Genomic DNA, 17,425 nt, shown 5'->3' on the forward strand with positions numbered 1-17,425 from the left:
GCTGCACGAACGCGGCATGCGCATGACCCCGCAGCGGCAGCTCGTGCTGGACGCGGTGCGGGACCTCGGCCACGCCACCCCGGAGCAGGTCTGCCGGCGCGTGCAGGGCAAGGCCGCCACGATCAACATCACCACGGTCTACCGCGCCCTGGACCTGCTCGAGGAGATCGGTCTGGTGCGGCACACGCACCTCGGCCACGGCGCCCCGACCTACTCCGCCGAGGACCACGAGCACGTCCACCTGGTCTGCCACCGCTGCGGTGAGGTCGACGAGGTGCCGTCCGAGATCATGGACGCCCTGGCCAGGACGCTGGACGACGACCGCGGATTCGCCTTGGACGCCACGCACGTGGCGCTGTCCGGGACCTGCCGGCACTGCCGCGCGCACGGCCGACCCGAGAACGGAAACGACCCCGGCGAGGAGCACGCATGAACTCTCCGCTGCTGCAGCAACCGGGTGCGATCCCGGCACCCGACGACTCCTCGGACGCGGGGGTGCCCTGGCACTTCGGCGACCCGTTCGCCGAGCAGCGCACCGCCACGCGCGGCGCCGTCGTCATCGACCGCTCCCACCGCGAGGTGCTGGCCGTGCCCGGGGAGGAACGGCTCAGCTGGCTGCACCTCGTGCTGTCCCAGCACCTCACCGACCTGCCGGAGGGCCAGGGCACCGAGGCGCTCGTCCTCGACACGCAGGGGCGGATCGACTGCCACGCGATGGTCGCCCACCACGACGGCGCCGTGTACCTGGACACCGAGCGCGACGCCCGCGCCACCAGCGCGCTGCCCTCCGTCGACGGCGCGACCACCCAGCCGCTGCTGGACTACCTGGAAGCGATGCGGTTCTGGTCGCAGGTCGAACCGCGCGACGCCACCGAGGAGTTCGCCGTGCTCACGCTCATGGGGCCGGACGTGCCCGAGCGGCTCGGCGCGTTCGCCACCGTGCCCGCCGGCAACTACGAGGTCGCCGGCCTGCCCGGCGGCGGCTTCGCCCGGCGCGTGCCCTTCCGCGGGCTGTGCGTGGTGGACCTCCTCGTTCCGCGCGACCAGCACGAGTCCTGGTTCACCGCGCTCACCGACGCCGGGGTGCGGCCGTCCGGGACGATGGCGTACGAGGCCCTGCGGGTCGAAGCGCTGCGCCCGCGGGTCGGCTTCGACACCGACGAGCGGTCCATCCCGCACGAGCTCAACTGGATCCACGTCGCCGCGCACGTCGCCAAGGGCTGCTACCGCGGACAGGAGACCGTGGCCAAGGTGCACAACGTCGGCAAGCCACCGCGCCAGACGGTGCTGCTGCACCTCGACGGTTCGGTGGAGATCCGACCGGCCACCGGCGACCCCGTCCACCAGGGGGACCGTCGCGTGGGCCGCGTCGGCAGCGTGGTGCAGCACCACGAGCTCGGCCCGATCGCCCTGGCGCTGATCAAGCGCAGCGTCACCGCCGACGCGGAGCTCACCGCGGGCGACGCCGAGGAGGAGCGGGCCGTGGCCGCCGCCGTCGACCCGGACTCGGTGCCGCCGGACACGGGTGAGCCGCCGGGTCGGATCGCCGCGCAGAGCGTCAAAGGGCGGTGAGCGCGCGGGGCTCGCGGGGTTCCGTCCACTGCTCGGGTGACAACGTCCGCGCGGGCGAACCGCACTCGGGATCGCGTCGTTGTGCCACCATGCTCAGCAGCACTCCAACCGCCACGAGCCACCGGAGGATGACCAGGTGATCGAAGTCCGGCCGGGTGGACGACGCCGCATCGACCGGGTTCTCTCCCCGGACTACACCAACGGGGTGGAGCAGCGCGACCTCGCCGCCGTGCGCGAACTCCGCGACGAGGCGGCGCAGGAGGAGACGGACCTGTCCTACCTGCGGCGCATGCTGCACGCGCGCATCGACATCGTGCTCGCCGAGCAGCGGCGGCGCGCCGAAGGCGGCAGCACCTCGGTGGTCGAGCAGCTCACCGCGATCCTGTCCGACAACGCCGTGGGGCCCGCCTCCGGATCCGGGCGCTACCAGTCGGTCGAGCCCTCGCGCGTCGAGGCGCACCGGCGGCACGTCGAAGCACTGCTGTCCGATGTGGACCTCTCCGACGTGACCTCGTTACCGGACGCGACGCTGGGCGACGCCCTGCGCGCGTACCGGTCCGAGGAGAACTCGGTCTCGCAGCGCCGCCGCGAGGTGCAGGACGTGGTGGACCGGATCAACGAGGAGATCGCCCGGCGCTACCGGGAGGGCGCCGCGTCGGTGGACGCGCTGCTCTCCGAGCACGAGAACTGACCCCGCCTCCCGGGGTCCTCCTCTCCCGACCGGTCCCCTACCGGGATCCCCCTCTCCCGACCGTCCCCCTCTCCCGGGCGGCCCGCCCCGGCTGGTCCTCCCCTGGCTGGTCCTGTCCCGGTCGACCCGGACTCGGGCGCGCAAGCGTGCTCCGCGCCCCGTTTTCTGGAACTCTTCCAGTGAGCGCAATTTTCATGAAAATTGGAAACTGTCCCCACACGAACGGAGCACGAATGATCACCACGCCATCGAGTGAGGTGTGGTTGATCGGAGGTTCCGGAGCGGCGGCCGCGGAGTGATCAGCTGGTGATCAGTTGCGGCGCTCGCGCGCGGCGTACTCGGCCCAGAAGTCCCGCAGCTGCTCGTAGCGCTCGCTGACCTCGTCGCTGTCGCCGGCTTCCATCGCGTCGAGGATGGCGTGCACGTCCTCGGCCGAGGAGTCCGCCTCGACGACCTCGTCGGGCATCATCCGCACCAGACCGCCGTAGTCCAGCTCCACCGCCGAGTGCGGGTGGAAGTGCTCCAGCCACTTGCCCGTCTCCTTGAGCACCCGGGTGGGCCCCTCCTCGCCGAGGGACTGCTCGCACACCGAGTGCGCCCGCGCGACACGCCGCCGCGCGTCGGCCATGGCCGTGTGCCAGTAGACCCGCCTGCGCCCCTCGCGGGGAGCGACGCGCCGCTCGTCCGGGTCGACGAGCGCGAACCAGGGCAGCGGGATGCTCCACGTGGACGACAGGATGTGCACCACCGAGTCGGACAGCTCGTTGACCACGGCGCTCGCGCGCGCCTTGGCCTGCTCCGGCGAGACGGGCAGCGCCGCCGCGCGCAGCGGCTGCTCCGCCGAACCGAGGAAACCCACCAGCGCAGCGGCCGCGCGGCCGCGCAGGTCGAGCGGGCACACCAGCGGTCCCGGCCCCACGGTGGCGCTCGGCCCGCTGGGCACCTCCGCCGCGTCCAGCGCGAGCACGGGTTCACGGGCGCCGGCGCCGGGCAGCAGCTGCGGCGGCATCGTCAGCTGAGTGCGCAGCCACAGGCGCTGCTCGACCGTGCCCGCGTCGGCGGGATCCACAGCGCCTCGCTCGAGGGCGGTCACCGCCCGTTCCCGCTGTGACTCGTCGAGAGCGGACACGGGTTCGTACACCCTCAGGTAGGCGACGAACGGCTCTGGCACAGCGAGCATGGTGTCACGATCCGCCGCGGCCGCGCCGACCGGCCTCCGCGCCCGTGCGAGGCGGTTCGCGCCCCGCCCTCGGTCGCCCGTGCCTCTCGCGCGAGCACGTGCGCGGTTGCTCGGTCACCCTCGCCAGCAGCCGACGCGCGGGGCTCGCGCGAGCGCGCGTGCGGCTCCGCCCGCGAGACCGGTTCGCGCCCCGCGCGGGTGCGCGTGCGCGACCTCGCGCGGGTGCGCGTGTGAGGCGACGCGCCGGTGGTGGCCCGCCGACACGCCGAGCTCTTATGGTCGTTGTGGAACATCGGCCGAGTTCACGGTTGCGCGACCGGTCGGAGTGAGGTGTCACTCACGACACGGCCGCTCGCTGGCGGACACCACGTCGCGTAGAACCGGCTCGGCACGGTACGGTAGTTACAGGAAAAGTTGTCGAGATCAAGCGGGGCCGACGTTCCCCTGTCCGCCCCGCACACCCTGCGCGAGGGGGTCGAGCCATGGGGCGCGGCCGGGCTAAGGCCAAGCAGACGAAAGTGGCCCGCGAGCTTAAGTACAACTCCCCCGCCGTCGACATGGATGCGCTGCAGCGGGAGCTGTCCGCACAACGGTCTGGCGAGTGGTCCGACGAGGACCGCGACGACCCGTACGACGACGGGTACGACGACTACGACCGGCGCTGACGCACCCCCGACCACGCCGAACGCGCGGCGCCGGTGCGTCGTGCGACGGGTGGGGCGTGTGTCAACCGGGCGTGCACCCGGCCCGGCGTGAACGCGGCGGGCCGGCACAGCTCGTGGGTCTCCAGCACGTTCGGTGTGAGTGACGTTGCCGTCCCCGCGGCGACGTCACTCACATCTGTGCGTCACGCGGTCGCCGCGCAGCGGCCGTTCGCCATGCCTGCGGGGAAGCGCGCGTACCACCGCGCTGTGACGCGCGCACCGCCATCCGCACCCTCAACCGCTACCCCTCGGGGGTACCATCGTCCCCGGCGCTGGAAACGCTCGGAGGTGCGGGGATGCGGCGGGTCGCACTGCGCGCGGTGATGGTGCTGCTCCTCCCGCTCGGCGTGGTGCTCATGCACCAGGTGCCGCTTCCCGCGCTGCTCGGCTCCCCCGCGGCACCGGCGTCGCAGCACGCCGGTGCCGCCACCTCCGCGGTTCCACACCCCACCGGAGGACCGCGCGCCGAAGCGGTCGGGGGGAGTGCGCACCACCGGACGGGTGCGCTCCCAGCAGCGCACCCAGCGGGTGCGCACCAGGACGCGGGGCACCGGGACACCGCGGGCCAGAAGACCGGTCATCCAGCGGCAGCGGACCGGACCACCGCGCCCCCGGCAGCCGAGCACCGGGCCACCGATCCGGCCGGGACCACCGCGCACCGGCAGGCGGGGTGCGGATGGTTGCTGCACCTGTGCCTTGCGGTGCTCACCGCGGTGCTCGGAGCGTTCGCGCTGCGCAGGTTCGGCGTGCGCGTGGTGCCGCCCCGCGGACCGCCCGCGGCGCGGTCCCCGCGCGTGCCGCGCAGACCGCGACCGCCACCGCACCCGTACGTGCTGTGCGTGCTCCGACTGTGATGCCTTCGCTGATCACCCCCTTCTGAACAGCGAAAACTTCACGATCGAGGAGCACGATGCATTCCAGGACCCGATTGCCGCTCATCGCCGCGCTCGCCGCGGCAGCCCTGCTCGGAGCCTCCTGCACGAACGCGGATGCCCCGCCCGCCCCCGAGCGCAGCTCGGCGCAGCAGTCCGCGGCCTCCCCCGCCGACGTGACCTTCGCGCGGGGCATGGTGCCGCACCACGAGCAGGCCGTGGAGATGGCCGATCTCGTCCCGGCCCGCTCGGACGACCCGGCCATGACCGACCTGGCCGAACGGATCCGGCAGGCCCAGCAGCCGGAGATCGACCAGCTCGAGAGCTGGCTGGCCGCGTGGGGCGGGTCGGAGAGCACAGCGGACCCCTCCGGGCAGGAGCACCAGCGCGGCTCGGACGGCAGCGCCGGAGCCCACGACGAGGGGCACGGCGCGGGCATGATGAGCGAGGCCGACATGGCCGAGCTGGAACGCGCCTCCGGCACCGCGTTCGACCGGATGTGGCTGGAAATGATGATCGAGCACCACCGCGGGGCGGTGGACATGGCCGAGGCCGAGCTGGCCGGTGGCACCCACCCGGGCGCCAGGAAGATGGCGCGGAGCATCATCGACGGCCAGCGCGCCGAGATCGACGAGATGCGGGGCATGCTCGACGCCGGCTGAGGTGCACCGGCTCCGCCGCGCGGGCACGCGCAGCGGGCCGGGTGCGGGGACGTGCGCCCCGCACCCGGCCCGGCGCCGGAGGGCACGACTGGTCGGGGTGCCGCGGGCCCTGAACGCGGTCCGGCTAGAACCGCGGGTGGTCACCCCGCAGGACCACGCGGTCGTCCGCACCGGCCTCCTCGGCGGACGACTCCTTGGTCACCTCGCCGAGCACGTAGGCCGGGGTGTGCCGCGCGGTGAGCACCGCCAGCGCGCGGTCCACGTCCTCGGCCGTGACGACCGCGACCATGCCGATGCCCATGTTGAACGTCGCCTCCATCTCGGCGCGTTCGATCCGGCCGCGCTGGGAGATGAGCCCGAACACCGGCTCGGGCGTCCAGGCACCGCGGTCGAGGACGGCGGTGAGGCCGGCCGGCACGACCCGCCCGAGGTTCGCGGCGAGCCCGCCGCCGGTGACGTGCGCGAAGGTCCGCACGTTGGCCTCCGCGGCCAGCGCGAGGCAGTCCTTGGTGTAGATGCGGGTGGGTTCGAGCAGCTCCTCGCCGAGGGTGCGGCCGAACTCCTCGACGTGCCCCTCCAGCGGCATCCGCGCGGTGTCCAGCAGCACGTGGCGGGCCAGCGAGTAGCCGTTGGAGTGCAGCCCGGAGGCCCCCATGCCGATGACCACGTCGCCGGGGCGCACCCGCTCGGGGCCGAGCAGCTCCTCGGCCTCGACCACGCCCACACCGGTGGCGGAGAGGTCGTACTCGCCCTGCCCCATCATCCCCGGGTGCTCGGCGGTCTCCCCGCCGAGCAGGGCGCACCCGGACTGCACGCAGCCCTCCGAGATGCCCTTGACCAGGTCCGCGACGCGCTGCGGGTCGACCTGCCCGGTGGCGATGTAGTCCTGCAGGAACAGCGGCTCGGCCCCGCAGACGACGAGGTCGTCGACCACCATGGCGACCAGGTCGATGCCCACCGTGTCGTGCACGTCCATGGCCTGGGCCACGGCGAGCTTCGTTCCCACGCCGTCGGTGGACGAGGCGAGGACGGGCTCGGTCCACCGGTCGAGTTTGAGCTGGAAGAGCCCGGCGAACCCGCCGAGCGAGCCGCGCACCTCCGGGCGCGTGGCGCGTTCGGCCCAGGGGCGCATCTGGGAGACGGCTTCATCACCGGCCTCGATGTTCACCCCCGCCGCCGCGTACGTGGCGTTCGAGTCTTCGGATCGGGCAGACCCAGCGAGCAGGTCTTCGGACACGACTAGCTCCACATCCTGGTGCGTGTTGTGCAGTTCACCGGACGGGTAGCACGGGTGGCGCCGCGGGAACACCCGCGCTGCGCCGCGCACGGCCGCCCGGTCGGGGTCAGGGCCGGCGAACGGCCTCGTGCGCTCCGTACCCGCTCGACCGCGTCGGCTCGGCCTCGCCGGAGACGCCGCGCTCGGCGCCGTCCATCGACTCCAGCAGGTGCTTGCCGAGCTGCGCCTCCTCCGGCAGCGGGATCGGGTACTGCCCGTCGAAGCAGGCCATGCACAGCCGGTTCGCCGGCTGCTCGGTGGCGGCGACCAGCCCGTCGGTGGAGATGTGGCCGAGGCTGTCCGCCCCGAGCGAGCGGCGCACCCCTTCCATGTCCGTCCCGTTGGCGATGAGCTCCGCGCGGGAGGCGAAGTCGATCCCGTAGAAGCAGGGCCACTTCACCGGCGGTGAGGCGATCCGCACGTGCACTTCCAGCGCCCCGGCTTCGCGCAGCATGCGCACCAGCGAGCGCTGGGTGTTGCCCCGCACGATCGAGTCGTCGACGACGACGAGGCGCTTGCCGCGGATCACGTCCCGCAGCGGGTTGAGCTTCAGGCGGATGCCCAGCTGGCGGATCGTCTGCGAGGGCTCGATGAACGTCCGGCCGACGTAGGAGTTCTTCACCAGCCCGTTGCCGAACGGCAGGCCGGATCCGCGGGCGTAGCCGACGGCGGCCGGGGTCCCCGACTCGGGCACGGGGATGACCAGGTCGGCCTCGGCCGGGTGCTCCTCGGCGAGACGGCGCCCGATCTCCTCGCGGGTCGCGTGCACCGAACGGCCGGCGATGCTCGTGTCCGGGCGGGCGAGGTAGACGTACTCGAACACGCAGCCCTTGGGCCGGGGGTTGGCGAAGCGCTGCGAGCGCAGTCCGGCCGAGTCGATGGCCAGCAGCTCGCCCGGCTCGACCTCGCGGACGAAGGACGCGCCGACGATGTCCAGCGCGGCGGTTTCGCTGGCGACGACCCAGCCGCGCTCCAGCCGGCCGAGCACCAGCGGGCGCACCCCGTGCGCGTCCCGCGCGGCGTAGAGGGTGGACTCGTCGCAGAACACCATGGAGAAGGCGCCGCGCAGGGTGGGGAACAGCTCCACGGCGGCCTGTTCCAGACCCCGGTCCGCGGCGTTGCGCGCGAGCAGCGCGCACACGAGGTCGGTGTCGCTGGTGGCGCGGTTGCCGCTGGTCTGCGGCGCCGAGGCGTTGCCGACTTCGGTGTCGGTGCCGCGCACGCGGTCGAGCAGCTCGCTCGTGTTGACCAGGTTGCCGTTGTGCCCCAGCGCCAGGCCGGTGCCCGCTGCGGTGGTGCGGAAGGTGGGCTGGGCGTTCTCCCAGCTGGCGCTCCCGGTGGTGGAGTAGCGCGCGTGACCCACGCCGACGTGCCCGTTGAGCGAGGACAGCGTCTGCTCGTTGAACACCTGGCTGACCAGGCCGAGGTCCTTGTACACGAGCACCTGGGAGTCGTCGCCCACGGCGATGCCCGCGGCTTCCTGGCCGCGGTGCTGCAGGGCGTAGAGACCGTAGAAAGAGAGCTTCGCTACTTCTTCGCCGGGTGCCCACACGCCGAACACGCCGCACTCCTCGCGGGGAACGTCGGGCTGCTCGTGTCGGCTCTGGGGGTTCGGCTCGGGCGATGCTGACGTAGCAGACTGGTCGGTGACCACCGAAAAACTCCTTGCGGACGGAGCCCGAGTTACATCCGAAGTGTAATCAGCCCCTGCAGGGCCCGTGCGCCCCGGCGAGACGTGGTGGGGGTCTCATCTCGTGCCGGCGGCACCGGTGCGGGTTCGGACGTGCTCGGTTGTGCCGTTGTGCGCCCCGGTTCGCCGGGCGCCTCGGTTCAGCGTTCGCGCGGGTGCGCCCGGTCGGCCTCCACCCGCACCAGCGGGAGGAACCCGGACACGTCGGCTCGCGTCCCGGACGCGGTGAGCACCCCCTCGCTGCGAGCTTCGTCCCAGCTCAACAGGCCTGTGGCGAGCCGCAGCCAGGTGCGGGGGTCGGTCTCCACGACGTTCGGCGGGGTCCCGCGCGTGTGCCGGGGTCCTGCCATGCACTGTACGGCGGAGTACGGGGGTACGCGTACCTCGACGGTGTTGCCGGGGGCGATCTGCGCGAGCGCGCGCAGGCTCAGGCGCACGGCCGATGCCGCGGTCGAGCGCGGCACCTCGGCCTCCGGGTCCACCAGCCACGGCGCGACCGACTCGGCGGCGGCGCGGAGTTCCTCGGGGTCGACGCGGCGTGCGGGCACGGCCCGAGCGTATCGAGGTGGCGCCGCGGGCGCGTCCGAGCCCTGCCCTCCTGCACCAGGGGTGTGTGCATGTCTCGAGACATGGACACGCCCCGGTGCCCTCACAGCCAGCCGAGCTTGACCGCCTGCACGCCCGCCTGGAACCGGGTCTCCACGCCGAGCCGGGCGATCAGGTCCCGCACCCGCCGGTGCGCCGTGCGCGGGCTGTAGCCCATGAGCCTGCCGATCGTCTCGTCCGTGGCCCCCGAGGCCAGCAGTGACAGGATCCACCGCTCCTCGTCGGTGGGATCCATCTCACCGCCCAGGTCCTGCTCACCGGTGAACGGCGCGGCGAACCGCCACAGGTCGTCGAAGATCCGGCCGAGCGCGGCGAGCATCGCCGAGCCCCGGACGACGATGGAGCTCTCCACGGTGGATTCGCTGAGCATCAGCGGCATCAGCGCGACCTCGTCGTCGATGACGAGGAGCTTCGTCGGCGCCATGTGCAGCACTCGCGCCTCCTCGCCCTGGGAGACGAGCTTCGTGGTGATGTCCAGCTGCGGCGGCCGGGCCAGCGCCGCGCGGTCGTAGAGGACCTGGTACCGCACTCCCTCGGCGAGCTTGCGCGATTCGAGGGTGTCGAGCGTGCCCGTCGCCGAGTACGGCGGTTTGGCCACACCCCGCACCCGGTGGGCGGCGTGCAGCTGCAGCTCGTAGGCCACGCACCCGATGCGCTTCGCCCCCTGCACCACCTGGATCACACCGTTCCCGGGCGCCTTGCGCACCGGCTCCCGCGAGGCGGGCGGGTCGCCGCTCTCCTCGGCGAGCCCCGCACCGGGACCGGGATCGGCCCGCAGCGCCGCAGCCCCGGCGCGCCCGCCGGCGGTGACCGCCGGCGCCTCCGCCCGGGCCGGAGGCGCCGCGCCGCCGGCTCGGGGCGGCCCCTCGACGGGAGAGAGTCCTTCAGTTCCGGACATCCCGCATACCCCCTCGTCGACGCGGTGACCGCGTCGAGCGCGGTTGCACGATCACCCCGCGGCCACGCCACCCCCCAGCGGCGGACACCGCGGGAACAACGTAATCCGCACGTCCGCCCACCGGAACCGGGTTCCTCCGGAAGAAACCCGGCTGTTCGGTGAAAGCCACCCGACGGATCAATCGCTTCGGCTGAACGAGCGATGGCGGAATACGGGCAAGAAAATGCGGACCCCTTCCGGAAAAGGGGTCCGCATTCTATTCCGGTGCTCTCACAGATCGCCGATCTGCAGCAGGTCGGCGACCGTGCCCTGCGGCGCGCCCTGGATGACGCCGCTGGCCGCCTGGCCCTCCAGGCCGGAGATCACGTCCGCGGGCGCGGCACCCGGGTTCGCCTGCAGGTACAGCGCGCCCACGCCGGCGACGTGCGGGCTGGCCATGGACGTGCCGCTCAGCGTGTCGGTGCCGCCGCCGGGGACGGTGGAGACGATGTCCACACCCGGGGCGTACCCGTTCACCGGGGAGCCGAAGTTGCTGAACTGGGCGTGGTTGTCCTGGTCGTCGGAGGCCGCCGTGGTGTACACGCCCTCGGCGCGGGCCGGGGAGACGTTGTTGGCGTCCTGGCTCTCGTTGCCGGCCGCGACGGACAGGAACACGCCGGAGTCCACCAGCGAGGTCGCCGCCTCGTCGAGGGCCGGGTCCGCGGGACCGCCGAGCGACATGTTCGCCACGGACGGGCCGCTGGCGTTCTGCGCCACCCAGTCCATGCCCTCGACGATGTCCTCGGTGGTGCCCTGGCCCTGGTCGTTGAGCACCTTCACGCCGACGAGCTCGGTGCCCTGGGCCACGCCGTAGGTGCCGCTGCCGATCGTGCCGGCCACGTGCGTGCCGTGGCCCTGGCGGTCCACGCCGTCGCCGCCGGTCGCGTCGTAGCCGATCTGCGCGCGCCCGCCGAAGTCGGGGTGCTCGGGGTCGATGCCGGTGTCGATGATGTAGGAGGTCACGCCCTGCCCGTCACCGTTGGGGGCGTAGGTGCCGTCCAGCGGCAGCTCCGGCTGGTCGATCCGGTCCAGCCCCCAGGAGCCGACCTGCTGGCCCGTGGGCGCTTCCACCTCGATCTGGTAGCTCTGCGAGACGTCCTGCACCTTGTCGCTGTGGCGCACCCGGTTGAGCTCCGCGGAGCTCAGCTGCGCGGAGAAGCCGTTGACCGCCTCGTCGTAGGTGTGCCGCGCGTCGACCCCGAGCTCCTCGGCCACGCCCTGCGGGGAGACGCCGTCGTTGAGGTTGACGATGAACACGTTGGAGGCGCCGGACTGGCTCTGCGCCTGCGGGTGCAACTTGAGCGGGGCGGGGTCCCCGTCAGGAGCTGCGTTGGCCGGAGCGCCGGCGAGCGCGAGCGCAGCGGTGGCCACGCCGGCCCCGGCTCCCGTGAGCAGCCTTCTCATGTCCCCTCCTTGAGCACCACCCCTGGCGAGGCGGTTCTCGACTGCGTTGGCAGGCGGAACGTAACCAGGGGAATCGCGGTCACGGGCGGGATTGGCGTGTTTGTGCCACTCGTTCCGGTGATCGTCAGCACCCTTTCCGGCGAGTGGAGGCATCCCCGTTCAGAAAAAAGCAGCCAAATCGGATGAAACCGCCGAATGCACGCACCGCGCCGGATTTCCCCTCCGCCGTTCGTCGGTTCCCACCGCGCGTTCCCGCCCCCGCCGGCGTTCCGCGGCACCGGGCTGGTCCGCGGCACCGGGGGTCGGGGCACCGGCGTGTCCGCGTACGGACGGCCTCACCCGGCGGCGCGGGCCGAGCCGGCCCTCCCGGGCGCGCGACCACCGGTGCGCAGCGGTGATCAGGTCACATCGGACAGCCGGCGTAACCGCGCCCGCACCTGCGCGACGTGCTCCCGCGCGGAATCGCTGTCGACGTGCGCGTCCAGCCTCGGCTCGGTGTCGCGCTGCCGCGGCACCAGCCCGTGCGCCCGGCCGTAGTACAAGTACAGCGCCCGTTCCTGGGCGAGGGTGAGATCACCCGCGGACAGGTCCATCCGCGGCGCGCGCCGCACCGCCGCCTTGCTCACCGCGACGGTGAGCGTGTCCCCGTCGAAGGCCGCCCCGTCCAGCGGGACGAAGCTCTCGTTCGTCCCGAACAGGCCTGTTTGGACAGTGATCCAGGTCGGCTGCTCGGTCCTGTCGTCCAGGAACAGCTGACCGACGATGCCGACCCGGTGACCCGCAGGGTCGAACACCTCGCAGCCGTACAGCCGCAGCGACTCGCTCTGCCCGATCATGCTGCCTCCCCCTCGCCCCGCGCTGCCCCCAGTCTGCCCGCCGCACCGCACCGCGGCATGCCGCAGATGGTGTGTTCCGCTCGTCGCGCGATGTCCCCGCACCGTCCACTCACCACAGTTGGTGAACCGGACCGGCACGCGGGCACACTCGAACGACCGAGTCACCGCTCGGGCGACTCACGAACCGTTACCCACCGGAGCGAGCATGCCGCACATCCCACCGATCACCGACGCCATGCGCACCTACGCGCGCGAGCACCCCGACAGCTGGCTGTACCTGGTCGACCCGGCCCACCAGGACGATCCCGACCCGCCGGCGCACGCCGTGATCGGCGCCTACCGCATCCGCCCCGACGGCGCGCTCGACGAGCGGTTCCACGCCAACGACGCCTACCGCCCCTCGGAGCTGGCCTCGGCGCGGCTGGAGCCGAGCACCGAACTGGAGCGCGTCCTGCTGAGCATCTCCGACGGCCAGGCCGCCGAGGACGCGCTGCCCGCCGCCGTGCTGCGCGACCGGGTGCTGCTGTACGCGGCCTCGCCCGCCGACACCACCGTCTACACCGCGGAGATGTCCGACGGCACGCACCTGGTGCCCGCGTGCACCTCACCCGCCCGCGTGCCGGCGTCCTGGCCCGCCTCCCGCACCGTGCCCGGGCGCGCCCTGCCGGACCTGCTCGACGGCCGCGACCTCGGGCTCAACCTCGACGACCCGATCCAAGCGGTGATCCCGCACCGCCTGCTGCGCGAGGCGGCCGGGCCCGGCAGGTGACGCGGGTGCCGCGCGGGCGACGAGCGCGCCGCGGGTTGCCGGGTGCGCCTACTCTCGTGGGGATGGCATCCGATCAGCCCAGCGACCCGGCCACGATCGATCCGGCCCCCATCGAGCACTACGCCCTGCTCGGCGACCTGCGGACAGCGGCGCTGGTCAGCCGCGACGGGTCGATCGACTGGCTGTGCCTGCCGCGGTTCGACTCCCCGTCGTGCTTCAGCCGCCTGCTCGGCACGCCGGACGACGGGCACTGGCGGATCGCCCCGACCGCCGAGGTCACCGCCGTCGAGCGCGCCTACCGGGCGGACACGCTCGTGCTCGACACCGACATGCGCACCGCCGGCGGCACGGTCAGGATCACCGACTGCATGCCGCCGCGGCAGGGGCGCGAGGACGGGCCGCCCTGCGTGATCCGCACGGTCACCGGGCTGCGCGGCACCGTCGAGATCAGCATGGACTGGGTGCTGCGGTTCGCCTACGCCGACGCGACGCCGTGGGTGCGCCGCGTGCACGCGACCGAGCCCGTGCCGGACGAGTACGTCCTCGCCGTCGCCGGTCCGCACTCGGTCGTGCTCCGCGGCGACGTGCTGCCCCGCGCCCGCCCGGGGCAGCGCGCGCACGAGCTCGCGCTCACCGTGCGCGAGGGCGAGCAGTACACGTGGACCATGCAGTGGTCCGAGGACCCGGACCAGCTGCCCGCCCCGCCCGCGCCGCGCGCCGCCGTCGGCGACACCGTGCGCTTCTGGCGCGACTGGAGCGAGCGCATCGTCTACACCGGTCCGCACCGGCAGGCCGTCCGCCGCTCCCTGCTCACCCTCAAGGCGCTCACCTACGCCCCCACCGGCGGCATCGTCGCCGCCCCCACCACCTCGCTGCCCGAGTCCTTCGAGGGCGACCGCAACTGGGACTACCGCTACTGCTGGCTGCGCGACGCCACGTTCGTGCTGCTCGCGCTGGAGAACTTCGGCTGCCAGCAGGAGGCGCGGCAGTGGCGGCAGTGGCTGCTGCGCAGCGTCGCCGGCGACCCCGCCGACCTGCAGGTCGCCTACGGGGTGGGCGGCGAGCGGCACCTGCTCGAGTGGCAGGTCGACTGGCTGCGCGGCTACCAGGGGCGCGGGCCGGTGCGCGTCGGCAACGACGCCTACCGGCAGCGCCAGCTCGACGTCTACGGCGAGATCCTCGACGCGCTGCACTTCGCGCGGGAGCGCGGCCTCGAGGAGAGCGAACCCGCCTGGGCGCTGCAGCGCGGCATCCTGCGGCACGTCGAGCAGGTCTGGCGCGAGCCCGACCGCGGCCTGTGGGAGGTGCGCGGCCCCGCCCGCCACTTCACGCACTCGCGGGTGCTGCTGTGGGTCGCCTTCGACCGGGCCGTGCGCGCCGTCGAGGAGGACGGGCTGAGCGGTCCGGTGCAGCGCTGGCGCGAGCTGCGCGACCAGCTGCACGCCGAGGTGCTCGAACACGGCTGGAACCCGGACGTCGGCGCGTTCACCCAGTACTACGGCGGAACCGAGCTCGACGCGGCGACCCTGCTCCTGCCCGCGGTGGGATTCCTGCCCGGCGCGGACGAGCGGGTGCGCAGCACCGTCCGCGCCGTGCAGCGGCGGCTGCAGCGGTCCAACGGGCTCGTCGACCGCTACGACACGAGCGGTCCCCGCTCGCACGAGGTCGACGGGCTCGCCGCCGAGGAGGGGTCGTTCCTCGCCTGCTCGTTCTGGCTCGTCGACGCCCTGGCCGCCATCGGTGAGCGCGCGGAGGCGACCGAGCTGTTCGACCGGCTCGTCGGCCTGTCCAACGACCTCGGCCTGTACGCCGAGGAGTACGACGAGCAGGCCGGCCGGTTCACCGGCAACTACCCGCAGGCGTTCACGCACCTGGCGCTGGTGAACTCGGCGGCGGTGCTCTACGGGGGCATCGCCCGCGGCCAGTCCGACCGCCGCACGCGCGCAGCGGAGGCCGCCGGCCGGACCTAGTGCCGGGTGCCGGGCTTGCGGTGCTCGGCGATGAACTCGCGCAGGTCCTGCGCACCGCACGGGCGGGCGAAGAAGTAGCCCTGCCCCGTCTCGCAGCCGATGCTGGTCACGCGGCGCGCCTGCGCGTGCGTCTCCACCCCCTCGGCGGTGACGGTCAGCCCGAGCGTGTGCGCGAGGTCCACGAGGGTGCCCACCAGCCGCGCGTCCACCGGGTCGGCGCGCTCCGCATCGCGCAGGCCCTCCATGAACGAGCCGGCGATCTTGAGCTCGTGCACCGGCAGGTGCCGCAGGTAGGCCAGGTTCGAGTAGCCGGTGCCGAAGTCGTCGATCGCGATGCGCACCCCCATCTCGGACAGGGCCCGCAGCGCCTCCAGCGGCTTGTCCGCGGTGCTCATGACCGCGCTCTCGGTCACCTCCAGCTGCAGCCGGGCGGGGGCGAGCCCGGTCTCCTCGAGGATGCTGATCACGTCGTCGAGCAGCCCGGGGTCGCGCGTCTGCCGCACGGCGAGGTTGACGCTCACGAACGGCGCGGAGGCGCCGAAGGCGCGGTACCACTGCTGCGCTTCCAGGCACGCCTGCCGCAGCACCCAGCGCCCGAGGGAGACGATCAGCCCGGTCTCCTCGGCCAGCCCGATGAACTCGCCCGGCCCGAGCCGGCCCAGTTCGGGGTGCTGCCAGCGCACGAGCGCCTCGGCCCCGACCACGTCGGTCTCCCGCAGGCCCATCAGCGGTTGGTACTCCACCCGGAACTCGCCGTTCTCCAGGGCCGCGGGCATCGTCGCGGACAGGTGGAACTGCGCCACCTCGGTGGCGTTGCGCTCCGGGTCGAACAGGGCCCAGCGGCGCTTGCCGTCGTTCTTCGCCCAGTACAGCGTCACGTCGGCGTCCCGCATGAGCTCGGAGGCCGACTGGCCGCCGAGCGGGCGCTCCACGATGCCGATGCTCGCGGAGATCGACAGCTCGTGCCCGCCGATGCGGATGGGGTCCTCCAGGGCCTCCAGCACCGCGTCGGCGTACTCGACGGCCTGCTCGGTGCCGGCGGAGCGCTGCACGAGCAGCACGAACTCGTCGCCGCCCATCCGCGCCACCAAGCAGCCGTCCGCAGCACCGCCCTCCCCGGGAGCGCTCCCCTCGACGCCGGCCCCCTCCCGGTCGGCCTCCCCTGGGCTGTTGCCGTGCACCGCCGCGCGGATGCGTTCGCCGACGGTGATGAGCAGCTCGTCGCCGACGTGGTGGCCGAGGCTGTCGTTGATGACCTTGAACCCGTCGAGGTCCATGTAGCACAGCGCGATCCGCTCACCGGGGTCGTGATCGGTGAGCACCGCGTTGATCCGGTCGAGGAACAGCGCCCGGTTCGGCAGCGCGGTCAGCGGGTCGTGCATCGCCTGGTGCCGCAGGCGCTCCTGCAGTTCCCGCTGCTCGGTGATGTCCTCGATCATGACCACCTGGTACAGCGGGTAGCCCTGCTCGCTGCGCACGAGCGAGACGATCATCTCGGTCCACACGGTCCCGCCGTCGGGCCGGTTGAACTGCTTCTCCACCCGGTACTGGTCGCGCTCGCCCCGGACGAGCTCCTCGTACCAGTGCCACAGGTCCGGCGTGTCCGCCGGGTGGACCAGGTCGGACACGGACATCGCGCGCAGCTGGTCGTCGGAGCGGTCGAGGATGCGTCGCAGCGAAGCGTTGACCTCGAGCAGCTGGCCGCGCATGTCGGCGATGCCGATGCCGAGCGCGGCCTCGCTGAAGATGGCCCGGAAGCGGGCCTCGCTGGTGCGCAGCGCCTGCTCCACGGCATCGCGCGCGTCGAGCACGGCCTGCCGGATGGCTTCCTGCTCGTCGAGGGTGCGTTTGCGGGAGGCCTGCAGGAATCCCGAGCAGACGGCGCCCTGCAGTTCGGCGATGCGCTCGGCCACCGCCCGCCGCGGCCCGGCGGCCGCGTCGTCCGCCCCGCTCCGGCCCGCCGCGGCACCGATCAGCGCGGGGAACTCGGTGGCCAGCAGCTGCACGGTGCAGACCAGCGAGTGGGAGTTGGTGAAGTGCGCGCCGACGAGATCGGAACCCACCTCCTGCGCGGCGCGCGTGTCGACCGGGTCGGCGAGCACCGCGTCCACGAGGCGGTCGGTGAAGGCCTGCAGCCGCTCGGTGACCTCGGACCCGGTCATGGGCACGTAGCTGGTGCTGAGCACCTCCTGAGCCCACTTCGTGGCGAACCGCTCGCGCTCGGCCCGGCTCACGTGCGTCGCCACCTCCCAAGCG

At 73.0% G+C, this 17,425-nt stretch carries 16 protein-coding genes; 8 read left to right on the forward strand and 8 right to left on the reverse strand.

The features are described from left to right. Positions 1-16: 16 nt before the first annotated feature. The 3 genes from ACYVJE_RS20525 to ACYVJE_RS20535 all read left to right on the forward strand — a co-directional run bounded on the left by ACYVJE_RS20525 (position 17) and on the right by ACYVJE_RS20535 (position 2,263). Positions 17-433, forward strand: coding sequence for a Fur family transcriptional regulator (locus ACYVJE_RS20525; RefSeq protein WP_459160104.1), 417 nt, complete (start codon positions 17-19; stop codon positions 431-433). Further along, positions 430-1,572, forward strand: a complete 1,143-nt coding sequence (ygfZ, locus tag ACYVJE_RS20530; RefSeq protein ID WP_461145739.1) for a CAF17-like 4Fe-4S cluster assembly/insertion protein YgfZ — start codon at positions 430-432, stop codon at positions 1,570-1,572. Before ACYVJE_RS20525 ends, ygfZ begins: the two co-directional genes overlap by 4 nt. A gap of 136 nt (positions 1,573-1,708) precedes the next feature. Then, positions 1,709-2,263, forward strand: a complete 555-nt coding sequence (locus tag ACYVJE_RS20535) for an RsiG family protein (RefSeq protein ID WP_461145740.1) — start codon at positions 1,709-1,711, stop codon at positions 2,261-2,263. Positions 2,264-2,573: 310 nt separating this feature from the next. Here the strand turns inward: ACYVJE_RS20535 and ACYVJE_RS20540 are convergent, their stop codons facing one another. Next, complete coding sequence (locus tag ACYVJE_RS20540; protein ID WP_461145741.1) at positions 2,574-3,434, reverse strand: hypothetical protein; 861 nt, start codon at positions 3,432-3,434, stop codon at positions 2,574-2,576. A gap of 491 nt (positions 3,435-3,925) precedes the next feature. Here ACYVJE_RS20540 and ACYVJE_RS20545 point away from each other — a divergent pair, with 491 nt between their 5' ends. From ACYVJE_RS20545 to ACYVJE_RS20555, 3 genes are all read left to right on the forward strand, one after another. Beyond that, positions 3,926-4,108, forward strand: coding sequence for a DUF3073 domain-containing protein (locus ACYVJE_RS20545; protein WP_459157614.1), 183 nt, complete (start codon positions 3,926-3,928; stop codon positions 4,106-4,108). A gap of 335 nt (positions 4,109-4,443) precedes the next feature. Continuing rightward, on the forward strand, positions 4,444-5,001 hold the full coding sequence (locus ACYVJE_RS20550; RefSeq protein WP_461145742.1) for a hypothetical protein: 558 nt from the start codon (positions 4,444-4,446) through the stop codon (positions 4,999-5,001). A gap of 56 nt (positions 5,002-5,057) precedes the next feature. Then, the gene (locus ACYVJE_RS20555; protein WP_461145743.1) at positions 5,058-5,681 is read left to right on the forward strand and encodes a DUF305 domain-containing protein; all 624 of its coding nucleotides are present in this window, start codon (positions 5,058-5,060) and stop codon (positions 5,679-5,681) included. A gap of 124 nt (positions 5,682-5,805) precedes the next feature. On the opposite strand, the gene purM is transcribed toward ACYVJE_RS20555, so the two are convergent. The 6 genes from purM to ACYVJE_RS20585 all read right to left on the reverse strand — a co-directional run bounded on the left by purM (position 5,806) and on the right by ACYVJE_RS20585 (position 12,430). Next, complete coding sequence (gene purM / locus ACYVJE_RS20560) at positions 5,806-6,918, reverse strand: phosphoribosylformylglycinamidine cyclo-ligase (RefSeq protein ID WP_461145744.1); 1,113 nt, start codon at positions 6,916-6,918, stop codon at positions 5,806-5,808. A 106-nt stretch (positions 6,919-7,024) separates the two neighbouring features. Next, positions 7,025-8,611, reverse strand: a complete 1,587-nt coding sequence (purF, locus tag ACYVJE_RS20565; RefSeq protein WP_461145745.1) for an amidophosphoribosyltransferase — start codon at positions 8,609-8,611, stop codon at positions 7,025-7,027. Between the two features lie 176 nt (positions 8,612-8,787). Beyond that, positions 8,788-9,195, reverse strand: a complete 408-nt coding sequence (locus ACYVJE_RS20570) for a sterol carrier family protein (protein WP_461145746.1) — start codon at positions 9,193-9,195, stop codon at positions 8,788-8,790. 101 nt (positions 9,196-9,296) lie between these two features. Further along, positions 9,297-10,151 carry a DNA-binding response regulator gene (locus ACYVJE_RS20575; RefSeq protein WP_461145747.1) on the reverse strand — a complete coding sequence of 285 codons (855 nt, stop codon included), beginning with the start codon at positions 10,149-10,151 and terminating at the stop codon, positions 9,297-9,299. A 270-nt stretch (positions 10,152-10,421) separates the two neighbouring features. Further along, positions 10,422-11,594, reverse strand: a complete 1,173-nt coding sequence (locus ACYVJE_RS20580; protein ID WP_461145748.1) for a S8 family peptidase — start codon at positions 11,592-11,594, stop codon at positions 10,422-10,424. A gap of 398 nt (positions 11,595-11,992) precedes the next feature. Further along, entirely contained in the window at positions 11,993-12,430 is a 438-nt protein-coding gene (locus ACYVJE_RS20585) for a PRC-barrel domain-containing protein (protein WP_461145749.1), read from the reverse strand. Positions 12,431-12,635: 205 nt separating this feature from the next. Here ACYVJE_RS20585 and ACYVJE_RS20590 point away from each other — a divergent pair, with 205 nt between their 5' ends. After that, complete coding sequence (locus ACYVJE_RS20590) at positions 12,636-13,199, forward strand: type VII secretion system-associated protein (RefSeq protein ID WP_459157623.1); 564 nt, start codon at positions 12,636-12,638, stop codon at positions 13,197-13,199. 62 nt (positions 13,200-13,261) lie between these two features. After that, positions 13,262-15,169, forward strand: coding sequence for a glycoside hydrolase family 15 protein (locus ACYVJE_RS20595; RefSeq protein WP_461145750.1), 1,908 nt, complete (start codon positions 13,262-13,264; stop codon positions 15,167-15,169). On the opposite strand, the gene ACYVJE_RS20600 is transcribed toward ACYVJE_RS20595, so the two are convergent. Continuing rightward, entirely contained in the window at positions 15,166-17,415 is a 2,250-nt protein-coding gene (locus ACYVJE_RS20600; RefSeq protein ID WP_461145751.1) for a putative bifunctional diguanylate cyclase/phosphodiesterase, read from the reverse strand. The genes ACYVJE_RS20595 and ACYVJE_RS20600 overlap by 4 nt on opposite strands. Between the last annotated feature and the right edge of the window lie 10 nt (positions 17,416-17,425).

The sequence above is a fragment of the Salinifilum aidingensis genome (assembly GCF_054782015.1).

What these genes read in the sequence shown, in the direction of transcription:
- ACYVJE_RS20525 (WP_459160104.1), top strand. Translation starts at nt 17, where the DNA reads ATGCGCATGACCCCGCAGCGGCAGCTCGTGCTGGACGCGGTGCGGGAC.
- ygfZ (WP_461145739.1), top strand. Translation starts at nt 430, where the DNA reads ATGAACTCTCCGCTGCTGCAGCAACCGGGTGCGATCCCGGCACCCGAC.
- ACYVJE_RS20545 (WP_459157614.1), top strand. Translation starts at nt 3,926, where the DNA reads ATGGGGCGCGGCCGGGCTAAGGCCAAGCAGACGAAAGTGGCCCGCGAG.
- ACYVJE_RS20550 (WP_461145742.1), top strand. Translation starts at nt 4,444, where the DNA reads ATGCGGCGGGTCGCACTGCGCGCGGTGATGGTGCTGCTCCTCCCGCTC.
- ACYVJE_RS20555 (WP_461145743.1), top strand. Translation starts at nt 5,058, where the DNA reads ATGCATTCCAGGACCCGATTGCCGCTCATCGCCGCGCTCGCCGCGGCA.
- ACYVJE_RS20575 (WP_461145747.1), bottom strand. Translation starts at nt 10,151, where the DNA reads ATGTCCGGAACTGAAGGACTCTCTCCCGTCGAGGGGCCGCCCCGAGCC.
- ACYVJE_RS20580 (WP_461145748.1), bottom strand. Translation starts at nt 11,594, where the DNA reads ATGAGAAGGCTGCTCACGGGAGCCGGGGCCGGCGTGGCCACCGCTGCG.
- ACYVJE_RS20585 (WP_461145749.1), bottom strand. Translation starts at nt 12,430, where the DNA reads ATGATCGGGCAGAGCGAGTCGCTGCGGCTGTACGGCTGCGAGGTGTTC.
- ACYVJE_RS20590 (WP_459157623.1), top strand. Translation starts at nt 12,636, where the DNA reads ATGCCGCACATCCCACCGATCACCGACGCCATGCGCACCTACGCGCGC.
- ACYVJE_RS20595 (WP_461145750.1), top strand. Translation starts at nt 13,262, where the DNA reads ATGGCATCCGATCAGCCCAGCGACCCGGCCACGATCGATCCGGCCCCC.